At 63.5% G+C, this 21,690-nt stretch carries 22 protein-coding genes; 18 read left to right on the top strand and 4 right to left on the bottom strand.

Translation table 11 applies throughout. From position 1 onward, the window contains the following. Positions 1-16: 16 nt before the first annotated feature. Positions 17-1,516, bottom strand: a complete 1,500-nt coding sequence (locus ASE11_RS22060) for a putative nucleotidyltransferase substrate binding domain-containing protein (RefSeq protein WP_200959403.1) — start codon at positions 1,514-1,516, stop codon at positions 17-19. Between the two features lie 171 nt (positions 1,517-1,687). On the opposite strand from ASE11_RS22060, the gene ASE11_RS22055 reads away from it, so the two are divergent. The 9 genes from ASE11_RS22055 to dnaB all read left to right on the top strand — a co-directional run bounded on the left by ASE11_RS22055 (position 1,688) and on the right by dnaB (position 8,332). Next, the gene (locus ASE11_RS22055; protein WP_056276866.1) at positions 1,688-1,984 is read left to right on the top strand and encodes a hypothetical protein; all 297 of its coding nucleotides are present in this window, start codon (positions 1,688-1,690) and stop codon (positions 1,982-1,984) included. Further along, positions 1,981-2,553, top strand: a complete 573-nt coding sequence (locus tag ASE11_RS22050; protein WP_056276863.1) for a tetratricopeptide repeat protein — start codon at positions 1,981-1,983, stop codon at positions 2,551-2,553. The genes ASE11_RS22055 and ASE11_RS22050 overlap by 4 nt, the downstream gene beginning before the upstream one ends. A gap of 146 nt (positions 2,554-2,699) precedes the next feature. Beyond that, a complete protein-coding gene (locus tag ASE11_RS22045) occupies positions 2,700-2,960 on the top strand; it encodes a DUF4212 domain-containing protein (RefSeq protein ID WP_056277334.1) in 261 nt (86 codons plus the stop codon). Between the two features lie 4 nt (positions 2,961-2,964). After that, positions 2,965-5,076, top strand: a complete 2,112-nt coding sequence (locus tag ASE11_RS22040; protein ID WP_056276860.1) for a sodium:solute symporter family protein — start codon at positions 2,965-2,967, stop codon at positions 5,074-5,076. A 163-nt stretch (positions 5,077-5,239) separates the two neighbouring features. Further along, entirely contained in the window at positions 5,240-5,638 is a 399-nt protein-coding gene (gene rpsF / locus ASE11_RS22035; protein WP_056276857.1) for a 30S ribosomal protein S6, read from the top strand. A 26-nt stretch (positions 5,639-5,664) separates the two neighbouring features. Then, entirely contained in the window at positions 5,665-5,952 is a 288-nt protein-coding gene (priB, locus tag ASE11_RS22030; protein WP_056276853.1) for a primosomal replication protein N, read from the top strand. Positions 5,953-5,963: 11 nt separating this feature from the next. Next, positions 5,964-6,245 carry a 30S ribosomal protein S18 gene (gene rpsR, locus ASE11_RS22025; protein WP_056276851.1) on the top strand — a complete coding sequence of 94 codons (282 nt, stop codon included), beginning with the start codon at positions 5,964-5,966 and terminating at the stop codon, positions 6,243-6,245. A gap of 13 nt (positions 6,246-6,258) precedes the next feature. Further along, positions 6,259-6,711, top strand: coding sequence for a 50S ribosomal protein L9 (rplI, locus tag ASE11_RS22020; RefSeq protein WP_056276848.1), 453 nt, complete (start codon positions 6,259-6,261; stop codon positions 6,709-6,711). A 193-nt stretch (positions 6,712-6,904) separates the two neighbouring features. Further along, positions 6,905-8,332, top strand: coding sequence for a replicative DNA helicase (gene dnaB, locus ASE11_RS22015; RefSeq protein ID WP_056276847.1), 1,428 nt, complete (start codon positions 6,905-6,907; stop codon positions 8,330-8,332). A gap of 69 nt (positions 8,333-8,401) precedes the next feature. Here the strand turns inward: dnaB and ASE11_RS22010 are convergent, their stop codons facing one another. The 3 genes from ASE11_RS22010 to ASE11_RS22000 all read right to left on the bottom strand — a co-directional run bounded on the left by ASE11_RS22010 (position 8,402) and on the right by ASE11_RS22000 (position 11,381). Next, positions 8,402-10,171, bottom strand: a complete 1,770-nt coding sequence (locus ASE11_RS22010) for a PhoH family protein (RefSeq protein ID WP_056276844.1) — start codon at positions 10,169-10,171, stop codon at positions 8,402-8,404. A 183-nt stretch (positions 10,172-10,354) separates the two neighbouring features. Beyond that, positions 10,355-10,831, bottom strand: coding sequence for a peroxiredoxin (locus tag ASE11_RS22005; RefSeq protein ID WP_056276841.1), 477 nt, complete (start codon positions 10,829-10,831; stop codon positions 10,355-10,357). 169 nt (positions 10,832-11,000) lie between these two features. Then, positions 11,001-11,381, bottom strand: a complete 381-nt coding sequence (locus ASE11_RS22000; RefSeq protein ID WP_056276838.1) for an Mth938-like domain-containing protein — start codon at positions 11,379-11,381, stop codon at positions 11,001-11,003. 139 nt (positions 11,382-11,520) lie between these two features. On the opposite strand from ASE11_RS22000, the gene ASE11_RS21995 reads away from it, so the two are divergent. The 9 genes from ASE11_RS21995 to clpB all read left to right on the top strand — a co-directional run bounded on the left by ASE11_RS21995 (position 11,521) and on the right by clpB (position 21,638). Beyond that, a complete protein-coding gene (locus tag ASE11_RS21995) occupies positions 11,521-12,747 on the top strand; it encodes a pyridoxal phosphate-dependent aminotransferase (RefSeq protein ID WP_056276835.1) in 1,227 nt (408 codons plus the stop codon). A gap of 26 nt (positions 12,748-12,773) precedes the next feature. After that, a complete protein-coding gene (locus ASE11_RS21990; RefSeq protein WP_056276832.1) occupies positions 12,774-14,096 on the top strand; it encodes a homoserine dehydrogenase in 1,323 nt (440 codons plus the stop codon). Further along, a complete protein-coding gene (thrC, locus tag ASE11_RS21985; protein WP_056276829.1) occupies positions 14,096-15,538 on the top strand; it encodes a threonine synthase in 1,443 nt (480 codons plus the stop codon). Before ASE11_RS21990 ends, thrC begins: the two co-directional genes overlap by 1 nt. After that, positions 15,535-16,071 (top strand): molybdopterin-guanine dinucleotide biosynthesis protein B, encoded by a 537-nt coding sequence (mobB, locus tag ASE11_RS21980; RefSeq protein WP_056276826.1) that lies wholly within the window; start codon positions 15,535-15,537, stop codon positions 16,069-16,071. Before thrC ends, mobB begins: the two co-directional genes overlap by 4 nt. After that, a complete protein-coding gene (glp, locus tag ASE11_RS21975) occupies positions 16,068-17,333 on the top strand; it encodes a gephyrin-like molybdotransferase Glp (protein WP_056276824.1) in 1,266 nt (421 codons plus the stop codon). The genes mobB and glp overlap by 4 nt, the downstream gene beginning before the upstream one ends. Continuing rightward, positions 17,330-17,581 carry a MoaD/ThiS family protein gene (locus ASE11_RS21970; RefSeq protein WP_056276820.1) on the top strand — a complete coding sequence of 84 codons (252 nt, stop codon included), beginning with the start codon at positions 17,330-17,332 and terminating at the stop codon, positions 17,579-17,581. The genes glp and ASE11_RS21970 overlap by 4 nt, the downstream gene beginning before the upstream one ends. A 1-nt stretch (position 17,582) precedes the next feature. Then, positions 17,583-18,140 carry a molybdenum cofactor biosynthesis protein MoaE gene (locus ASE11_RS21965; RefSeq protein ID WP_056276818.1) on the top strand — a complete coding sequence of 186 codons (558 nt, stop codon included), beginning with the start codon at positions 17,583-17,585 and terminating at the stop codon, positions 18,138-18,140. 17 nt (positions 18,141-18,157) lie between these two features. Continuing rightward, complete coding sequence (locus ASE11_RS21960) at positions 18,158-18,910, top strand: GNAT family N-acetyltransferase (RefSeq protein WP_056276813.1); 753 nt, start codon at positions 18,158-18,160, stop codon at positions 18,908-18,910. A 109-nt stretch (positions 18,911-19,019) separates the two neighbouring features. Further along, the gene (gene clpB, locus ASE11_RS21955) at positions 19,020-21,638 is read left to right on the top strand and encodes an ATP-dependent chaperone ClpB (RefSeq protein WP_056277331.1); all 2,619 of its coding nucleotides are present in this window, start codon (positions 19,020-19,022) and stop codon (positions 21,636-21,638) included. The last annotated feature ends 52 nt before the right edge of the window (positions 21,639-21,690 follow it).

Genomic DNA, 21,690 nt, shown 5'->3' with positions numbered 1-21,690 from the left:
CGCGGCGGCAAGATGTTCAGAATCGCCCTACGTGATAGCGCTGCTCCAGCACCGACTGCATGGTCTGGACAACCGCAAACGCATCCTTGAGCTGGGTGCGCTCGAAGTTGGAAATCTCCTCCGGGTTGAGGAAGTTGTCGGGTGGCATGCCCGCGGCGATCTGGCGGGCCTGGTGCTGGATGCGCAGTGCGGCCAGGAACTCCAGCGCGTCGCGCAAGTCGCGTGCGCTTTGGTTGCTGATGTCGCCTCCGTCGGCGGCGCAGAGCAGCCGGTCGTGCGTGTTCACCTCGGCATGACCGCCCGCCAGCGCATACACGCGGGCCAGATCGACGATGGGCACCACACCGGTGTGCTTGAGGTCGATCGTGCCCTTGTGCTCGCCGCTGCGCGCGGTGGACAGACTCTTGAACAGGCCCAATGGTGGCTGGTGGGTCAGTGCGTTGCCCACCATGTGGGCGAGAAAGATCGTGTTGCCCCGGGTGCTCTGCAGCACATCGCCGCGCAGGCCGTCGAGCAGGCGGCTCTGGCCTGCAATGGCTCGCAGGTCGAAGAAAACGCAGGTGAGCATGAGCGCCTTGGGTTCTGGCTCATTGGTCCAGCGACGGAAGTACTCGGCCCAGCGATGGCGTGGTTGTCGCCAGGCATCGGTCATGGCCATCATCTCGCCCGGGCAGTGCACATAGCCGCAAGCGTCCAATCCATCACAGACGAAGCGCGAGAGTTCCCGGAAATAGTCACCGTGCAAGGCCTCGTCAAACGCATCATCGAGCACCATGCAGTTGTCCTGGTCGGACTTGGCGGTCTGCTCGTTTCGGGCCTGAGAGCCTGCTGCGACCCAGACGTAGTCCACCGGCGCGGGGCCCAGTTGTGCTTCGCCCAATTGCAGCAGCCGGGTGGTGATGGCGTCAGTGATCGCGGTGATGATGTGGCCGGTGTTGTAGGCCGTGGCGTCGGCAGCGGCCAGGCTCTGCTGCAGTGCACGAATCTTGGTGCTGGCGCGTTGCAAGCCATCGATCGACGTCTGTTTGTAGATGTCGCCGGCCAGGTACACGGCCGAGGTGCTGTGCTGCTCTGTCAGGTCGGTCGCGGTGATCATGCCGGCGATGCGCTGTCCATCGAGCACGGGCACATGATGGATGTTGTGGCGCGCCATCAGCAACAGGGCGTCGAATGCGGGGTCGTTCAAGCCCACTGAAAAAGGCGCCAGCGTGGCGATGTCCATGATCGGTCGCTGCGTGTCAAGGCCCGCCGCAATCACGCGGTTGCGCAGGTCGCGGTCGGTGATCAGCCCGAACAGGTGGCCCTGCTCCACGATCAGGATGGAAGACACGCGCTGCTCGCTCATGAGTTGCGCTGCCGCGCGAATGCTGGTTTGCGGGGGCAGGGTGATCGGCTCGCGCTTGATCAGCGAGCTCACGGGGGTGGTCATGAGGTTGAGCGCAGCGTCGCCCAGTGGGGCGGCTGCCTCGCTCGGGGCTGGGGTGAAGCGGGATTCTTCTGTCGGAAGAGTGGTCATGATGGGTGTTGTAGGACTTAAGAATCCGTTCTTCATCCTATACCGTGCCTGCGATGAAAACCTCGGGTAAATCCTTAGAGGGTTTGACCTGCCTCAAGCGGGCTGCAAGTCCGTTTGTAAGAAGTCGGTAAGGTGCAAATCCAGAATGACCCCAAACCAACCGAAGGCACCATGCTCTTCTTCATTTCTTCAGTCAAGCTGATCGCCGAAATCGCGCTGCTGTCGTTGTTCGGTCAGTGGGTTTTGGGCCTGCTCGCGGGCCAGAAGAAAGATCAGAATCTGTTCTATCAAGTGCTCCAGCAAGTCGGCAAACCTTTCGTTCAGGTGGCACGGCTGGTGACCCCGAAGTTTGTGCTCGAACGCCACCTGCCGCTGGTGGCGTTTTTCATTCTGGCCTTTGTGTGGGTGGGTGTGACGATCGCCAAGATCAACCACTGTCTCAAGATCGGGGTGAGCCTGTGTCAATGAACCCTGTCAATCACTGGTTTGCCCGTTGGCAGGTCAAAGGCCTGCTGGTGTTTGGGCGCCGATCTGCAGCACTCGAACAACTGGACGCCTTGCTGGTTGCCAACCCGTCGGATGTTTACGCGCTGGCCACACGTGCCCACGTGCTGGCCGAGTTGGGCGACAAAGCGGGTGCGCTGCAGGTGCTCAAGCGTCTGGTGGACCTCCAGCCCGCTCAGGCCGCGCCTTGGTTCAACCTGGGCTTTCTCAGCGAAGAGATGGGTCAGCTGGAAGAGGCCGAGTCTTCCTTTCGCCGTGCCACCGAGATAGATCCCCAGCTCGACCGGGCTTGGTACGGCCTGGCCCTGAGCCTCATCCGCCAGCGACGCTTCGATGAAGCGATCCCCGCCCTGCGGAAGAACACCGAACTGCAACCCATGAGCCCCTACGGCTGGTATCAGCTGGCCCGGGTTCATGTAGATCGGCAAGAGCCCGACGAGGCGGCGAAGATCATTCGCCATCTCCGAAAGTTCGAGCCCAAAGTGGCAGCTCAGCTGGAGCTTGAGACCGGTCTTGGGCAAGCCCAGGCCTGATTTCACGCTGCTGCTGCGCAGCCTTCAAAAGGGGAAGCCGGTGGGAGCCGGTTTCCGAGAAACGCGGACCGGTTGCAGGCTGCCTGGGGGACAAAGGCGGTGTTCGTGGCGTGCCCGAGAGGGTGTTCTTGATGGAGGACGATCGCATGGAACTGACTGACAAGCACCGCCGTTACTGGCGGAAAAACCTGAACATCACAGCCATATTGCTCGCAATCTGGTTCGTCGTGACGTTCGTGGTGAGCTACTTCGCACGTGAACTGAGCTTCAACTTCTTCGGTTGGCCGTTCAGTTTCTGGATGGGCGCCCAAGGCGCCTTGGTGGTGTACTGCCTGATCATTGGGTACTACGCTTGGTACATGAACAAACTCGACATCGAACACGGTGTCGAAGAGACCGAGGAGTAACACCATGGCAGGTATGTTCGAAACCCAAGCCGGCGGTGGCCAAGGCAACAAGGCCTTCAAACAACAGCTCAACAAGGTGTACACGTGGTACACCGGGGGCTTCTTCATCTTCGTGGTGGCGCTGGCCATCCTCGAGCAGATGGGTCTGTCTCGCGAGTGGATTGGCTTCATCTTCCTGCTCGCCACCATCGGCCTGTACGCGGGCATCGGCATCATGAGCCGCACGACCGACGCTGCGGAGTACTACGTCGCGGGGCGTCGCGTGCCAGCGGTCTACAACGGCATGGCCACGGGCGCGGACTGGATGTCTGCCGCGTCCTTCATCGGCATGGCCGGCACCCTGTACCTGACGGGTTACGGTGGCCTGGCCTTCATCATGGGATGGACCGGTGGCTACTGTCTGGTGGCGCTGTTCCTCGCGCCCTACCTGCGCAAGTTCGGCCAGTTCACCATCCCCGACTTCCTGGGCGAACGCTACGGCGGCAACCTGCCGCGTTTCATCGGCATCTTCGCCGCCATCCTGTGCTCGTTCACTTACGTGGTGGCTCAGATCTACGGCGTGGGCATCATCACCTCGCGCCTGACCGGCGTGGCGTTCGAATTGGGCGTGTTCCTGGGCCTGGGCGGCATTCTGGTGTGCTCGTTCCTGGGTGGTATGCGCGCGGTGACCTGGACGCAGGTGGCGCAATACATCATCCTGATCGTGGCTTACATGATCCCGGTGGTGTGGCTGTCCGTGAAGCAGACCAGCGTGCCGGTGCCGCAGGCCATCTATGGTCAGCAACTGCTGAAGGTGACGCAGGCAGAGGCCAAGCTCACGGCGGATCCGAAAGAGATTGAAGTTCGCGAGCTCTTCAAGCAACGATCCGCGGCCCTGGCCGAGAAGCTGAAGGATCCTGCCGCCGCGCTGGCTGCCGACAAGGCTGCTGCCGAGGCCAAGCTGACCGAACTGCGTGCTGCCAATGCGCCGTCGGCCGACATCGCGGCGGCGGAAAAGGCGATCTCCGCCTTGCCCAAGGACGCCGCTGCAGCCAAGACCGCCTGGACGGCTGCCAAGGCCGGTGCCGACACCAAGGCCAAGCCGCTCAATGGCATGCCGCCGCACGCGCAGCAGTTTGCAGGAGACCCCAATGGCGATGCAGCAGCCAAGGCGACCTTCGACACGTCGCGGCGCAACTTCCTGGCCCTGATCTTCTGCCTGATGATCGGCACGGCAGCGTTGCCTCACATCCTGATGCGCTACTACACGGTGCCCAGTGTGAAGGAAGCGCGTCAGTCGGTGACGTGGTCGCTGTTCTTCATCTTCCTGCTGTACTTCACAGCCCCGGCTCTGGCCGTGATGGTGAAATACGAGGTGTTCACGGTGCTGGTCGGTACACCATTCAACAGCCTGCCGGAGTGGATCGGTGCCTGGAACCGGGTGGACCCGGGCCTGCTGTCGGTGACGGACATCAACAAGGATGGCCTGCTGCAGCTCAACGAGATGAGCATCGGTGGCGACATCATCGTGCTCGCGGCGCCTGCCATTGGCGGATTGCCGTACGTCATCTCCGGTCTGGTGGCAGCAGGTGGTCTGGCCGCCGCACTGTCGACCGCCGACGGCCTGCTGCTGACGATCGCCAACGCGCTGTCGCATGACCTGTACTACAAGATGATCGACCCCAACGCCTCCACTGCCCGTCGCGTGACCATCTCCAAGATGCTCCTGCTGATCGTGGCACTGTGTGCAGCGTACGTGGCGGCGCAGAAACCGGCGGACATCCTGTTCCTGGTCTCGGCGGCGTTCTCGTTCGCGGCGGCGGCGTTCTTCCCGGCGCTGGTGCTCGGTATCTTCTGGAAGCGAGCTTCCGGTATCGCCGCATCGATCGGCATGGCTGCTGGTCTGGGTATCACCTTCTACTACATGGTGACCACCCAGCCCTGGTTGCGCGGCGTCTTTGGCGTGACCTCGCCGATCGAACTCTGGTGGGGCATCCAGCCGATCTCGGCCGGGTTGTTCGGCGTGCCAGTCGGCTTTGCCATCATCATCCTGCTGAGCCTGGTCACCCCGGCGCCCAGCCGCAAGGTGCAGGAACTGGTGGAGCACGTGCGTTACCCCAACCTGCGCATGTCCTGATCCGTAGCGCTTGAACCCTATCCACCCAGTGCCTTGGCGCCCGGTGGATCCTCCGAACCCGGCCAGTTTTGCGACTGGCCGGGTTATTTGCTAGAATCGCGGGCTTGCCTTGCTGCACCCCAACCGACGCTGGGGGTAGCTTTTTCATCCACAAGGAGAGTCCATGCGTCATTACGAAATCGTTTTGCTGATCCATCCGGATCAAAGCGAACAGGTTCCAGCCATGCTGGAGCGCTACAAGGGCATGATCACCGCCGGCGGCGGCAAGATCCACCGCGTTGAAGATTGGGGTCGTCGCCAGATGGCTTACCAGATCAACAAGCTGTCCAAGGCCCATTACCTGTGCGTCAACATCGAGGCCGATCAGGCCGTGATGGCTGAACTGGAGCATGCCTTCAAGTTCAACGACGCCGTGCTGCGCCACCTGACCGTGCTGCGCAAGAAAGCCGACACCGGCCCATCGTCGATGATGAAGTCGGTCGAGCGCGAAGAAGCCCGCAAGCTTCAGCAGCCAGAGCAACGCCCCCAGCAGCACCAACCGCAGGAACAGGCCCAGGCTTGATGCCCGGTGCGCGTTAACGTCAACGGGTGAACCAGACTCAATTGTCGGCCGTGGTGGTGCAGGTTCAGAGCCTGCGGTACACACCGGCAGGCATACCGGCCGTCAACCTCGTGCTCGAACACGAGTCACAGATCGTCGAACTGGACACCCCCAGGCAAGTGAAGCTGCAACTCAGGGCGATAGCCTTCGGGTCGCACGCCGAAATCCTCTCCCGACAGGGACTCGATTCGGTCTGTGAGTTTCACGGCTTCTTGACCAATGCGCGCAATGGCAAAGGCGTGGTGTTCCACATCCAAGATTTCAGCAAGACATAGGAAGGCCCATCATGGCGTCACCCAAACGTTTCAACAAAGACAAGCGCCCCAAGCGCAACACCCAATCGCTGCTGTTCAAGCGCAAGCGCTTCTGCCGCTTCACCGTGGCCAACGTCGAAGAAGTCGACTACAAGGACGTTGATGTCCTGCGCGACTTCATCGCCGAGAACGGCAAGATCATTCCCGCGCGCCTGACCGGCACGCGTGCCTTCTACCAGCGTCAGGTCAACACCGCCATCAAGCGCGCGCGCTTCCTCGGCATGTTGCCTTACAGCGACCAGCACCGCGTCTGAAAGAGAGCCTGACATGCAAATCATCCTGCTCGACAAAGTTGTCAATCTCGGCGCCCTCGGCGATGTGGTCAAGGTCAAAGACGGCTACGCCCGCAACTTCCTGATCCCGTCCGGCCGCGCTCGCCGTGCCACGCAAAACGCCATCGCCGAATTCGAAGCACGCCGCGTCGAACTCGAAAAAGTGGCAGCAGCCAAACACGCCGAAGCCCAGGCTTTGGGTGAAAAAATCGCCGCTGTGACGGTCAAGCTGTCGCAGAAGGCCGGCGTTGACGGTCGCCTGTTCGGCTCCGTCACCAACCACGACGTGTCTGAAGAGTTGAACAAACAAGGCTTCAAGGTCGCGAAGTCGCAAGTTCGCATGCCCAATGGTCCCTTGAAGAACGTGGGCGACTACACGGTGAGCGTGAACCTGCACACGGACGTGACGGTGGACGTCAACGTCTCGGTGCTCGGCGAAACCGCCTGAATTCCGCGCGAGCGCTCAGGCGCTTCGCTCAAAAGCCGCTGCCTTCGGGCCGCGGCTTTTTTCTTGGGATGCGATCCATGTGTCGCGGTGGGCCCGTCCGTCATCCACCTCTTTTACCGGACTTGTCCACAGACTTGTCCCATGACTTTCGAGAGGCCAGCGCGTACCATGGCCCTTTACTTTTTCCACGCCGATGTCCGCCGTTTTTTCCAGTACTTTCACTTCCTTTGATGCCGGCTTGGATGAGGGCGTTGGTGGTGCCGACCGCCAGATCGCGCAGTTGCGCGTCCCCCCACACTCCATTGAAGCCGAGTCCAGCGTGCTCGGCGGCCTGTTGCTCGACAACGGCGCCTGGGATAGGGTGGCGGACCTTCTCAACGACTCCGATTTCTACCGCTACGAACACCGCCTGACCTACTCGGTGATCGCCACGCTGGTCAACGCCAGCAAGCCGGCCGACGTGGTAACGGTGTTTGAGCATCTGCAAAATCTGGGCAAGGCCGAAGAGGCGGGTGGCCTGGCCTACCTCAACTCGCTGGCGCAGTACGTGCCGAGCGCGGCCAACATCCGCCGCTACGCCGAGATCGTGCGTGAGCGCGCCATCCTGCGCAAGCTGGTGGCCGCCAGCGACGAGATCGCCACGGCAGCTTTCAACACTCAGGGCAAGTCGGTCGACAAGATCCTGGACGAGGCCGAGCAGAAGATCTTCAACATCGGCGAAGAAGGTTCGCGGATGAAGGAGGGCTTCCAAGGCATGGACACGCTGGTGGTCGAGCTGCTCGACCGTGTGCAGGAAATGGCCGACAACCCCAACGACGTCACCGGCGTGCCCACCGGCTTTGTTGACCTGGACCGCATGACCTCCGGCCTGCAGGCCGGCGACCTGGTGGTGCTCGCCGCGCGCCCGTCCATGGGCAAGACCGCGTTCGCGATCAACATCGCCGAGCACGTGGCGCTCAACGAGGGTCTGCCGGTGGCGGTCTTTTCGATGGAAATGGGCGCCTCCCAGCTGGCGGTGCGTATCGTCGGTTCGATCGGCCGCATCAACCAGTCCCACCTGCGCAACGGCAAGCTCACCGACGACGAGTGGCCGCGCCTGACAGAAGCCATTGAAAAGCTGCGAAACGTCTCACTGCACATCGACGAGACCCCGGGCCTGACCGCCAGCGTGCTGCGCGCCAACGCCCGGCGGCTCTCGCGCCAGTGCGGCAAGCTCGGCCTGATCGTGGTCGACTACCTGCAGCTCATGAGCGGCAGTGGGGGTGACGGTGACAACCGCGCCTCGGAGCTCGGTGAAATTTCGCGAGGCCTGAAGATGCTGGCCAAGGAGCTGCAGTGCCCGGTGATCGCGCTATCGCAGCTCAACCGCAGCGTGGAGACGCGCACCGACAAGCGCCCCATGATGAGCGACCTGCGCGAGTCCGGCGCCATCGAGCAGGACGCGGACATCATCATGTTCATCTACCGCGACGAGTACTACACGAAGGACGCCTGCAAGGAACCTGGCGTGGCAGAGATCATCATCGGCAAGCAGCGAAACGGGCCCACGGGCACGGTCAAGCTGGCCTTCCTGAACATGCTTACGCGGTTCGAGAGTCTCGCGGGCGGCGGCGATTTCTGACCGACCCGTTGGGTCGCATGAAAAACCCGGCCGAGGCCGGGTTTTTCATGGGGAGCGTGATCCTCGGGTTCAGAGCACTTCGCTCGCGAAGTCGGCCAGACGCGAACGCTCGCCGCGCGCCAGGGTGATGTGCCCACCGTGCGGCCAGCCTTTGAAGCGGTCCACCGCAAAGGTCAGACCCGACGAACCTTCGGTGAGGTAGGGCGTGTCGATCTGCGCGAGGTTGCCCATGCAGATGATCTTGGTCCCCGGGCCTGCACGCGTTATCAGCGTTTTCATCTGCTTGGGCGTCAGGTTCTGTGCCTCGTCGATGATCACGTACTTGTTCATGAAGGTGCGACCGCGCATGAAGTTCATGCTCTTGACCTTGATCCGGCTGCGGATGAGTTCGTTCGTGGCCGCGCGGCCCCATTCGCCGGCATTGCCACCGTCGCCCTTGGCCAGGAATTCCAGGTTGTCGTCCAGTGCGCCCATCCATGGGCCCATCTTTTCCTCTTCGGTGCCGGGCAGGAAACCGATGTCCTCGCCCACGCTCACCGTGGCGCGGGTCATGATGATCTCGGTGTAGCGGCGGTCGTCGAGCACTTGCGTGAGACCGCTGGCCAGGGCCATCAGCGTCTTGCCTGTGCCTGCAGTGCCGGCGAGCGTCACGAAGTCGATCTCCGGGTCCATCAGCAGGTTGAGCGCGAAGTTCTGTTCGCGGTTGCGGCTGGTCACGCCCCAGACCGCGTTCTTCAAGTGGGTGTAGTCTTTGAGTGTCTTGAGAACCGCTGTCTTGTCGCGGATCTCGGTCACACGGGCGTACAACGAAGGCTCGCCGGGTGCTTCAAAGTAGACGAACTGGTTGATGTAGAACTGACCCACCGCCGGGCCGCTGACGCGGTAGAAGGTGTGGCTTCCACTTTGCCAGCTCTCGATGGTTTTGCTCTGGCGCGTCCAGAAGTCCTGTGGGAGTGCCAGTGCTCCGGCGTACAGCAACTCGCCATCGTCCAGTGTCTTGTCGTTCTGGTAGTCTTCGGCGGCCAGGCCCAGCGCGCGGGCCTTCACGCGCATGTTGATGTCTTTCGACACCAGGATGACCTCACGTTCGGGATGGCGCTGGCGCAGCGAATGCACGACGCCCAGGATTTGGTTGTCGGCCTTGCCTTGCGGCAGGCTGGACGGCAGGTTGCTTTCCAGCGGTTCGGTCTGGAAGAAAAGCAGGCCGCGCGCACCGTGGTGACCGGTGGCCGAGAGCTTGAGGCCCTTGGTCATGTCGCCACCTTGCTGGGCCACCAAGGCATCGAGCGTGCGGCTGGTCTGGCGCCCGTTGCGCGCCACTTCGGTCATGCCTTTCTTGTGACCATCGAGCTCTTCGAGCACGATCATCGGCAGGAAGATGTCGTGTTCCTCGAAGCGGAACAGGCTCATCGGATCGTGCAGCAACACGTTGGTGTCCAGCACAAAGAGCCTGGCCGGTCCAGAACTCGCCTTGCCCGTAGAGCGCCGGCGGCTACCGGATGAGGCGGTGACTTGAGCGGCGACCGGGCTTTTCGTGGTTTGACTGTTCACCAGCGCCATGATTGGAATGGCTTTTTCCTGAACGGGCTGAACTTTCGGTGACTCAGCAACAGGAGCCGCTGCAGCCGGTTTGCGACCCCGGCCAGCCGGCTTGCCGGCGGGCGGTGCCAATGTGGCTGTTCCGCGCTCGACCGGCCGCGCGGGCGCAGGGGCCGGCGCTGGCGGCACGGGTGCGGCATCTGTTGTTGGCAGATCAAACGGTTCGTCGGCTGCTTTGAGGCTGTAGGCCTCAGGTGAAAGAAGGGCGGCGCGTTTGGAGGGAGCGGGAGGCAGTGGCATGTGGGCTTGTGTGTTCAGCGCAGGGCTGGAAAACAAAAAGCCGCCGGGGTGACCGGGCGGCTTTCGGGGCTGCTGGAAGAATGCAGAAGGGGTGGGGCTGAGAGGCTTCCCGGCGTCATGAATTCATTATGCATGAGTCCCGTGACGCAAACTCCACGCCCACAGCCCTTGGCCTGATGCAGATCAGGCAGCTTTCTTCAGTGTCTTCACGGCCTTGAGCACGTCTTCAACATGACCCGGCACCTTCAGGCCACGCCATTCCTGCTTCAGGACGCCGTCTGGGCCGATCAGAAAGGTGCTGCGTTCGATGCCCTTGACCTTTTTGCCGTACATGATCTTGTTCTTGACCACGCCAAACATGTGGCACATTTTTTCTTCGGTATCGGCGATCAGCTCGAAGGGGAGTTCGAGCTTGGTCTTGAAGTCGTCGTGCGACTTCATGTTGTCGCGCGAGACGCCGAACACCTGGGCACCGGCCTTCACGAAATCCTTGTACTTGTCGCGGAACTGCATGGCTTCGGTGGTGCAGCCGGGCGTGTTGTCCTTGGGATAGAAGTACAGCACGATGGTCTGGCCCAGATGCGTCTGGTTGCTGACCTTGATGCCGCCCGTGGCCATCGATTCGAATTCGGGAATGGGTTTATTGACAACGACTGCCATACTGCGTGGACCCCTGACGTAAGTTGGTGGTGATGCGTTGGCTTCCCGGCTGTTTCACGGCGAGCCCTGCATTGCAGCAATGGGACCCGTGGCAGGAAACAATCCGGTATTTTACCCTGATTGGACTCAGCCGTCACAGTGGCAACCCAGGGTGGTTGCCGGGGGGGGCTCAGGTCTCCAGCAACAAGGCCGCGACCACTCGACGACCCTCTCCCGCAAGGATGTTGTAGGTGCGGCAGGCGGCGGCCGTGTCCATGGTTTCAACACCGATGCGCTGTGCCATCAGGTCGCGCAGCAAGGCCGGGGGTGCGAAGCGCAACCGTGAACCACTGCCGAACACGATGAGCTCGGGAGGTTCGGCGGCCAGCTGGATGAGCATGTTGAAGTGAGAGGTTTCCAGCAACTCAAAACGCGAACATGGCCAGGGCTGCAACTGGCCTTTGGGTGTGAGCATGAGGCTGTGGGAATGGCGCTGGCCGTTCACTGCGATCCAGCCATCGCCATAGCCTGTGAAGGACTGGATATCCAGCTTGTCGGAGTGCAGTTTCATGGGGCGGCAGCCAATCGGACGGGGTGCGGAACTGTGGTCAAATTGCAGGTTTTCCCTGCAGACAAGACCGAATATAACGCCCGGTGCAGCACACCGGGAACCCCGCCCCGCACGACCCCAGAACACCCAGGGAGTGACTTTGAAGACCATTCAGAAATCCGCCAAGCTGGCCAACGTGTGCTACGACATCCGGGGCCCGATCATGGATGCCGCGCGCAAGATGGAAGACGAGGGTCACAAGATCATTCGTCTGAACATTGGCAACCTGGCGGTGTTTGGTTTTGACGCGCCCGAGGAGATCCAGCAGGACATGATCCGCAACCTGCCGAACTCGGCGGGTTATTCGGACAGCAAAGGCATCTTCGGCGCGCGCAAGGCGGTGATGCACGAGACCCAGACGCAGGGCATCAAGGGCGTGACGCTCGACGACATCTACCTCGGCAATGGGGCGAGCGAACTGATCGTGATGGCCACCAATGCGCTGCTCGATGACGGCGATGAGTTGCTGCTACCCGCGCCCGACTACCCGCTGTGGACTGCCGCCGTGAGCCTGTCTGGCGGCACGCCAGTGCACTACATGTGCGACGAATCCAATGGCTGGATGCCCGACCTCGACGACATTCGCCGCAAGATCACGCCGGCCACCAAAGGCATCGTGGTCATCAACCCCAACAACCCGACCGGCGCGCTGTACTCCGACGAATTGCTCAAGTCCATCGTGGAGATCGCGCGCGAACACGGCCTGGTGATTTTTGCCGACGAGGTCTACGACAAGGTGCTGTACGACGGCGTGAAGCACACCGCGATCGCCAGCCTGTCGGAAGACGTGCTCACGCTGACCTTCAACTCGCTCTCCAAGAGCTACCGCTCGTGCGGCTACCGCGCGGGCTGGCTTGTCGTCTCGGGCGACAAGAAGCCGGCCAAGGACTACATCGAGGGCCTGAACATGCTCTCGAACATGCGCCTGTGCGCCAACGTGCCGGGTCAGTGGGCCATTCAAACGGCCCTGGGCGGTTACCAGAGCATCAACGATCTGGTGGGCGAGGGCGGCCGGTTGCGCCGCCAGCGCGATCTGGCCTACGAGCTCATCACCGCGATTCCGGGCGTGAGTTGCGTCAAGCCGTCGGCCGCGCTCTACATGTTCCCCAAGCTCGACCCGAAGATGTACCCGATCGAGGACGACCAGCAGATGTTCCTGGAGTTGCTGCAGGAAACGCGCGTGATGCTGGTGCAGGGCTCGGGCTTCAACTATCCCGACAACCAGCATTTCCGCATCGTGTTCCTGCCTCACGAAGACGATCTGCGCGAGGCCATCAACCGCGTCGCGAAGTTCTTTGAAGGCTGGCGTAAACGCCACGGCACCTGATTTTTTGCTCCCCAACCATGACCGACATGAAACCGATCCAAGTAGGCCTTCTGGGCATAGGCACCGTGGGCAGTGGCACGTTCAACGTGCTCCAGCGCAACCAGGAAGAGATTCGCCGGCGTGCCGGTCGTGGCATCGAGATCACCATGGTGGCCGACCTCGACACCGCGCGCGCCCAGTCCATCGTGGGCCCGAACGTGAAGGTGGTGAACGACGCACGCACGGTCATCGCGAATCCCGAGATCGATATTGTGATCGAGCTCATTGGCGGGTACGGCATCGCCAAGGCGCTGGTGCTGGAAGCCATTGCCGCGGGCAAGCACGTGGTGACCGCCAACAAGGCCTTGCTGGCGGTGCACGGCACCGAGATCTTCGCCGCGGCCTCGGCCAAGGGCGTGATGGTGGCGTTCGAAGCGGCGGTGGCCGGTGGCATCCCCATCATCAAGGCGCTGCGCGAAGGACTGACTGCCAACAGCATCCAGTGGATCGCCGGCATCATCAACGGCACGACCAACTTCATCCTCTCCGAGATGCGCGACAAGGGTCTGGACTTTGCCGTCGTGCTCAAGGAAGCGCAGCGCCTGGGTTACGCCGAGACCGATCCGACCTTCGACATCGAAGGTGTGGACGCGGCGCACAAGGTCACGCTGATGAGCGCGATCGCCTTCGGCATCCCGGTGCAGTTCGACAAGGCCTACGTGGAGGGCATCACGCAGCTCGGCGCGACCGACATCAAGTACGCCGAACAGCTGGGCTACCGCATCAAGCTGCTGGGCATCACGAAGCGCACGGCCCAAGGCATCGAATTGCGCGTGCACCCGAGCCTGGTGCCGTCCAAACGCCTGATCGCCAATGTGGAAGGGGCGATGAACGCGGTGGTGGTGCAGGGCGACGCCGTGGGCACCACGCTGTACTACGGCAAGGGCGCGGGCAGCGAGCCCACCGCCAGCGCCGTGATTGCCGACCTGGTGGACATCACACGCCTGCACACCGCCGACCCGCACCACCGCGTGCCGCACCTGGCTTTCCAGCCCGATGCGATGAGCGACCTGAGCGTGCTGCCCATGAGCGAGGTGGTGACGAGCTACTACCTGCGCCTGCGCGTGGCCGACGAGGCCGGCGTGCTGGCCGAAGTGACAGGCTTGCTGGCCAAAGCCGGCATCAGCATCGACGCGGTGTTGCAGCGCGAGGCCGACGAGGTGAGCGGCGAAGGCGGCACGTCCACCGACCTGATCATCCTCACGCACGACACGCGCGAAGGCACCATGAACGATGCCCTGGCGCAGTTGCAAAAACTGCCCACCGTGCTCGCGCCCATCGTGCGCATCCGCAAGGAAGAGCTGAACTGATGCTGTACCTCTCTACCCGTGGCGACCCGGGGCGCAAGCACTTTTGCGAGATCCTGCTGGAAGGCCTGGCACCCGACGGCGGCCTGTACCTGCCCGAGGCGTATCCCCGACTGGATGCCACGGCGCTTCAGCACTTGCGCGCCACATTCAACGGCGGCGCGACCGGCGGATACGCAGCGCTCGCGTTCGAGATCCTCTCGCTCTACATCGACGACATCCCCCCCGCCGACCTGCGTGCGCTGTGCGAGAAGACCTACACCGAAGCGGTGTACGGCACGCCGCAGATCGTGCCGCTCAAGCAGCTCGAACCGGGCTTCCACCTCGAAGCTCTGTCCAACGGCCCCACGCTGGCCTTCAAGGACATGGCCATGCAGTTGCTGGGCAACCTGTTCGAATACGAACTGGCGCGCCGTGGCGAGGAACTCAACATCCTGGGTGCGACCTCGGGTGACACCGGCAGCGCGGCCGAGTACGCCATGCGCGGCAAGCGCGGGGTGCGCGTGTTCATGCTGAGCCCGCATGGCCGCATGAGCCCGTTCCAGCAGGCGCAGATGTACAGCCTGATGGACGAGAACATCCACAACATCGCGATCGAAGGCGTGTTCGACGACTGCCAAGACATCGTCAAGAACGTCAGCAACGACCTCGAATTCAAACGCGGCCACAAAATCGGTACCGTGAACTCGATCAACTGGGCGCGGCTGCTGGCCCAGGTCGTCTACTACTTCGCCGGGTACTTCCAAGCCACCACCAAGGACACCGAGCAGGTCTCGTTCACCGTGCCCAGTGGCAATTTCGGCAACGTATGCGCCGGCCACGTGGCGCGCCAGATGGGCCTGCCGATCGAGCAGCTCGTGGTCGCGACCAACGAGAACGACGTGCTTGACGAGTTCTTTCGCACAGGCGTGTACCGCGTGCGGGCCAGCGCCGACACGCACGAGACCTCCAGCCCGTCGATGGACATCTCCAAGGCCAGCAACTTCGAGCGCTTCGTGTTCGACCTGCTGGGTCGTGACGGCGAGCGCGTCAAGGCATTGTTCGGCGACGTGCTGTCGCGTGAAGGTCGTTTCGACCTGAGCGCAGATCCGGCGTTTGCGGGCGCCGCCAGCCACTATGGTTTTCGCAGTGGCACGAGCACGCACGAAAACCGCCTCGAGACGATTCGTGACACCTTCAAGCGCCACGGCGTGATGATCGACACGCACACGGCCGATGGCGTGAAAGTGGCGCGTGAGCATCTCCAGCCCGGCGTACCGATGATCGTGCTGGAGACTGCGTTGCCGATCAAGTTCGCCGAGACCATCGTCGAGGCCCTGGGACAGCAACCGCACCGTCCGCCGCAGTTCCGGGGCATCGAGGATCTGCCCAAGCGCGTGCGGGTGATGCCGGCAAGCACGGCTGCCGTTCAGGCCTTCATCGCCGAGCATTGCGCCCGGGCATGAAGGTCGTCGGGTTTGCGGGCTTTTCGGGATCGGGCAAAACCACGCTGGTCGAGCAGCTGATTCCCGAGCTCAAGCTGCGCGGGCAGCGCGTGTCCGTGGTCAAGCACGCGCACCACCGTTTTGACATCGATCACCCCGGCAAGGACACCTGGCGCCACCGCGAAGCCGGAGCCTTCGAGGTGCTTGCGGCTTCGCCCAAACGGATGGTGCTCATGCGTGAACTGGAGACCGTCGTCGAGCATTCGGTACACGACCTCCTTGCCCAGTTGCGCGCAGACGTCGATTGGGTGCTGGTCGAGGGTTTCAAGCAGAGCGATCTGCCCAAGGTGGAGGTGTGGCGGCAGGCCCATGGCAAGCCGCTGCGCTTTCCCGACGACCAACACATCGTGGCCATCGCCACCGACACCCCGGACACCCTGCCGATGTCCGTCCACTGCACCGTGCTGGATTTGAACCGTGCCGATGACGTAGCCGCCTGGTTGGTCGACAATGCAGTGCGATTCCAATACTGCACCCCGTTGAGCCTGCCATGACCACGCCCCCTCCATCACAGACCCGTGTGCCATTGATGTCGCTGGACGACGCGATGGTGAGCTTGCTGGCGCACGTCGGGCCGTTGCAGTCCACCGAAGCGGTGGCCACCTTCGATGCCGACGGCCGCGTGCTGGCACAAGACCTCGTGTCTGCGCTGCAGGTGCCACCCAACGACAACTCGTCCATGGACGGTTACGCCCTGCGCGCTGCCGACGTGACTGAGGCGGGCAAGGTGCTGCCGGTGACGCAGCGCATCGCCGCCGGCCACTCGGGCGAGCCACTGGAGCCTGGCACCTGCGCGCGCATCTTCACAGGAGCGCCCATGCCCGCCGGGGCCGATGCGGTGGTGATGCAGGAAGACACGGTCGAAGTGGGAGGCAACATCCACGGTGTGCACATCCAGGCCGTGCCCCGGCCGGGTCAGTGGGTACGGCGTGCGGGGGAAGACGTGACGCGCGGCGCGGTGGTGCTGACCCGTGGTGAACGCCTGTCGCCAGCGAGCCTGGGCCTGGCCGCGAGCCTGGGCCTGGCGCACCTGAACGTGGTGGCGCGCCCGCGTGTGGCGCTGTTCTCCACCGGAGACGAACTCGTGATGCCGGGCGAGGTTGCGCCGGAGGCCATGAAGCCCGGTGCCATCTACAACTCCAACCGCTTTTTCCTGCGGGCGCTCCTGCACCGCATGGGCTGTGAGGTGAGCGACCTGGGGATCGTGCCCGACCAGCGCGAGGCCACGCTGGCCGCACTCAAGACCGCGGCCGATCACCACGATCTCATCCTCACCAGTGGCGGCGTGTCGGTGGGGGAAGAAGACCACATCAAGCCGGCCGTGCAACAACTCGGCCGGCTCGATCTCTGGCAGATCGCCATGAAGCCCGGCAAGCCGTTTGCCTACGGCACCGTGAAGCGCGATGCTGGCGAGGCCTGCCACTTCATCGGCCTGCCGGGCAATCCTGTGTCCAGCTTCGTTACCTTCCTGCTGTTGGTGCGGCCTTTCCTGTTGCGCTTGCAAGGGGTCGAAACGGTTGCATTGAAAGCCACCATGCTGCCCGCGCACTTCACGCTGAGCAAGGCCGACAAGCGCCGTGAGTTCCTGCGCGTGCGACGCAATGCTGCCGGTGGTCTCGATCTGTTTCCCAATCAGAGCTCGGGTGTGCTGACCTCGACGGTGTGGGGCGACGGTCTGGTGGACAACCCCGCTGGCAAAACCATCGCCCACGGAGACCTCGTGTCCTTCATCTCTTTTGCGGACCTGTTTGCATGAAAGTCCAACTGCGCTATTTCGCTTCCATCCGCGAGGCCCTGGGCATGGGGGGCGAATTTTTCGACACCCAAGCCAACACGCTGGCCGCCCTTCGGGCCGAGCTGGTGGCTCGCGGTGGCGCCTACGCTGACGCACTCGCGCCAGGCCGCTCGGTGCGTGTGGCGCTCAACCAGACCATGAGCGACGAGACCGCTGCGCTCAGCGAGGGCGCCGAAGTCGGCTTCTTTCCTCCTGTCACGGGCGGCTGAGATGGGCACTCGCGTCTCCATTCAGACCGAGGACTTCGACCTCAGCGCCGAGGTGGCGCTGCTGCGCAAAGCCGACAAAGGCGTGGGCGCGGTCTGCAGTTTCATCGGCACGGTGCGCGACAGAAACATGGCCCCCACGCTCCCCGCTACGCGTGGTTCGCTGCCCCCCGAGGGGGCTGCTCCGCCTTGGGGCGGCCCGGCGGCGGAGCGCGACGGCGAGGAAGTGCTTGCCATGGAGCTGGAGCACTACCCCGGCATGACCGAGAAGTCCATCGAAGCCATGATCGACGCGGCGCACCAGCGCTTCGACATCTTCGGCGCCCGCGTGATCCACCGCGTGGGACTGCTGCAGCCGCTGGATCAGATCGTGCTCGTGGTCGTGACCTCTGCACACCGTGGCCAGAGTTTCCAGGCTTGCGAGTTCCTCATGGACTACCTCAAGACGCAAGCGCCGTTCTGGAAGAAGGAGCAGACCCCCGAGGGCGCGCGCTGGGTGGATGCCCGCGTGAGCGACGACGCAGCCCTGGCGCGCTGGGGCATCGCGGCCACCAACAGCTGAACAGCCGCAGCGAGGCCATGCTCAGCGCTGCAGACATCGAATCGATCGAGCGTGCCACGCTGCAAGCGGTGGCTCCCGAGGTGGTGGAGCCCATGGATGGCTGGCTGCTGGCCATGGACCACGGGACCGTGGGCCGTGCCCGCAGCGCCGTGCCACTGCATCACGGGACACACGACACCGAACGCTTGCCCGCCATTCTGGCGCGCTACGCCGCGCTGGGATTCGAACCGCGGTTCCGCCTGCCCGATCTGCCTTCCTTTCAGCCGTGGCATGAGGCCTTGAGGCTGCGAGGTTGGCAGCGCGACCAGCCGACCCTGACCATGACGGGAGAGGTCCACCGGCTGATGGATCTGCACCCCGGCCCGCCAGGTGAACTGGATGCCAGGCCCGACGCTGGGTGGATGGCCATGTTCCTGGGCGAGGGCCTGGACCCGGCCGATGGTGCCAGCCGTTCGCGTTCGCTCAGCCGTGCCACCGACACCCTCTACGCCTCGGTGCGGGAGCACGGGCAGACGGTGGCCTGCGGCGCTGCGTCGTTCAGCCACGGCTGGCTGGGCGTGCACGGCATGCGCACAGCGGCCGCCCGGCGCGGCGAGGGTCTGGCGGGCCGCGTCCTGCATGCCATGGCGCTCGAGGCTCTCCGTCGTGGTCTGGCCGGCGTGTTCCTGCAGGTCGATGCGAGCAACCTGCCGGCGCAGGCCTTGTACCACCGCGCAGGTCTCACCCTGGCCTGGCCTTACGCCTACTGGCGCCCACCGTTGGTGGATTGATCTGCGTCAAGCCTGCATGCCGCGGGCGGGCGCAAGCTGGTTGCTGGCTTGAAAACCTGTGGAGCAGCTCCACATGCCCAACAGTTCAGATCACCCGGAGAGCACTTTCATGCGACTCGACAAACTCACCACCAAATTTCAGGAAGCGCTGAGCGAAGCCCAGACGCTGGCGCTGGGCGCCGACCACGCCTACATCGAGCCTTCCCACCTGCTGCTGGCCCTGCTGCGTCAGGCCGATGGTCCCCAGTCGCTGCTGCAGCGCGCGGGCGTCAATGTGCCTGGCCTGGCCAAGGTCGCCGAGGCGGCGATCAAGCGCCTGCCTGAGGTGCAAGGGCAAGACCAGGTGCAGGTCGGCCAGGATCTGGCCAAGCTGCTGCAGGCCACCGAAAAGGAAGCGATCAAGCGCGGCGATCAGTTCATCGCGAGTGAACTGTTCCTGTTGGCCGTGGCCGACAGCAAGGGCGAGCTGGGCCGCATGGCCAATGAAAACGGCTTGAACCGCAAGAGCCTGGAGTCGGCCATCACCGCGGTGCGCGGCGGCCAGTCCATGGACAGCCCCGAGGCCGAAGGCCAGCGCGAGGCGCTCAAGAAGTACACCATGGACCTCACCGAGCGCGCCCGCATGGGCAAGCTCGACCCGGTGATCGGCCGCGACGACGAGATCCGCCGCGCTATCCAGGTGCTGCAGCGCCGCACCAAGAACAACCCGGTGCTCATTGGCGAACCCGGCGTGGGCAAGACTGCCATCGTCGAGGGCCTGGCGCAGCGCATCGTCGCCGGTGAGGTGCCCGATTCGCTCAAGGGCAAGCGCGTGCTGAGCCTGGACATGGCCGCGCTGCTGGCAGGCGCCAAGTTCCGCGGCGAGTTCGAAGAACGCCTCAAGACCGTGCTGAACGAACTGGCGAAAGACGAGGGTCAGACCATCGTCTTCATCGACGAGCTGCACACCATGGTGGGCGCGGGCAAGGCCGAAGGTGCGATGGACGCGGGCAACATGCTCAAGCCGGCGCTGGCGCGTGGCGAGCTGCACTGCGTGGGCGCGACCACACTCGACGAATACCGCAAGTACATCGAAAAGGACGCCGCGCTGGAACGCCGCTTCCAGAAGATCCTGGTGGGCGAGCCCAGCGTGGAGGCGACCATCGCCATCCTGCGCGGCCTGCAGGAGAAGTACGAGGTGCACCACGGCGTGCAGATCACCGACCCGGCCATCGTGGCCGCGGCCGAGTTGAGCCACCGCTACATCACCGACCGCTTCCTGCCCGACAAGGCGATTGACCTGATCGACGAAGCCGCGTCCAAGATCAAGATTGAACTCGACTCCAAGCCCGAGGTGATGGACCGGCTCGACCGCCGCCTGATCCAGCTGCAGATCGAGCGCGAAGCCGTGCGCCGCGAGAAGGACGAGGCCTCGCAGAAGCGCTTTGGCCTGATCGAGGAAGAGATCGGCCGGCTGGAGAAGGAGATCTCCGACTACGACGAAATCTGGAAGGCCGAGAAGGCCGCCGCGCTCGGTTCCAAGGACGTGATGGAAGAGATGGATCGCATCCGCTCGCAGATCAAGACCTTCACCGACAAGGGCGATTTCAACAAAGTCGCCGAGCTGCAATACGGCAAGCTGCCCGAGCTGGAAAAGCGGCTGAAGGACGCGCAGGCGGTTGAAGCCGGCAAGGCGCAGAACAAGGACGGCAAGGGCCGCCCGCAGCTGCTGCGCACCCAGGTCGGCGCCGAAGAGATCGCCGAGGTGGTGGCGCGCGCCACCGGCATTCCGGTGAGCAAGCTCATGCAGGGCGAGCGCGACAAGCTGCTGCTGATGGAAGGCAAGCTGCACGAGCGTGTGGTCGGCCAGGACGAGGCCATCGGCGCGGTGGCCAACGCCATCCGGCGCTCGCGCTCGGGCCTCTCCGACCCGAACCGTCCGACCGGCTCCTTCCTGTTCCTCGGCCCCACCGGCGTGGGCAAGACCGAGCTGTGCAAGGCGCTGGCCGGTTTCCTGTTCGACAGCGAAGACCACCTGGTGCGCATCGACATGAGCGAGTTCATGGAGAAACACTCCGTGGCCCGCCTCATCGGCGCGCCGCCCGGCTACGTGGGTTACGAGGAGGGCGGTTACCTCACCGAGGCCGTGCGCCGCAAGCCCTACAGCGTGCTGCTGCTCGACGAAGTGGAGAAGGCCCACCCCGACGTGTTCAACGTGCTGCTGCAGGTGCTCGACGACGGCCGCCTGACCGACGGCCAGGGCCGCACCGTGGACTTCAAGAACACCGTGATCGTGATGACGAGCAACATCGGCTCGCACATGATCCAGGCCATGGTGGGCGAGCCCTACGAGGACGTGAAGGACGCCGTGTGGGCCGAGCTCAAGAACCACTTCCGGCCAGAGTTCCTCAACCGCATCGACGAGACGGTGGTGTTCCACGCGCTGGACGCGCAACACATCGAGTCGATCGCCGCGATCCAGCTCAAGGTGCTCGAAGCGCGCCTGGCCAAGATGGACCTGCACCTGCAGGTTTCGCCGGCAGCACTCGCCGAACTGGCCAAGGTCGGCTTCGACCCGGTGTTCGGTGCGCGGCCCTTGAAGCGCGCGATCCAGCAGCGCATCGAGAACCCGCTCTCGAAGTTCCTGCTCGAAGGGCGCTACCCGCCGAAGTCGTCGATTCCGGTGGACGTGGACCCGGTGCAGAACCCGGGCGTGTTCGAGTTCGGCGACGCCGTCGCCGAGGCCTGAGCCAAGCCTGAAGCGGCAGACCTCCATCCGTCGGGATGGGGGACTGCCCCTA

Origin of the sequence: Hydrogenophaga sp. Root209, assembly GCF_001428625.1 — a bacterium.
GTDB lineage: Bacteria > Pseudomonadota > Gammaproteobacteria > Burkholderiales > Burkholderiaceae_C > Hydrogenophaga.
This window is presented reverse-complemented; position numbering and strand designations above follow the sequence as displayed.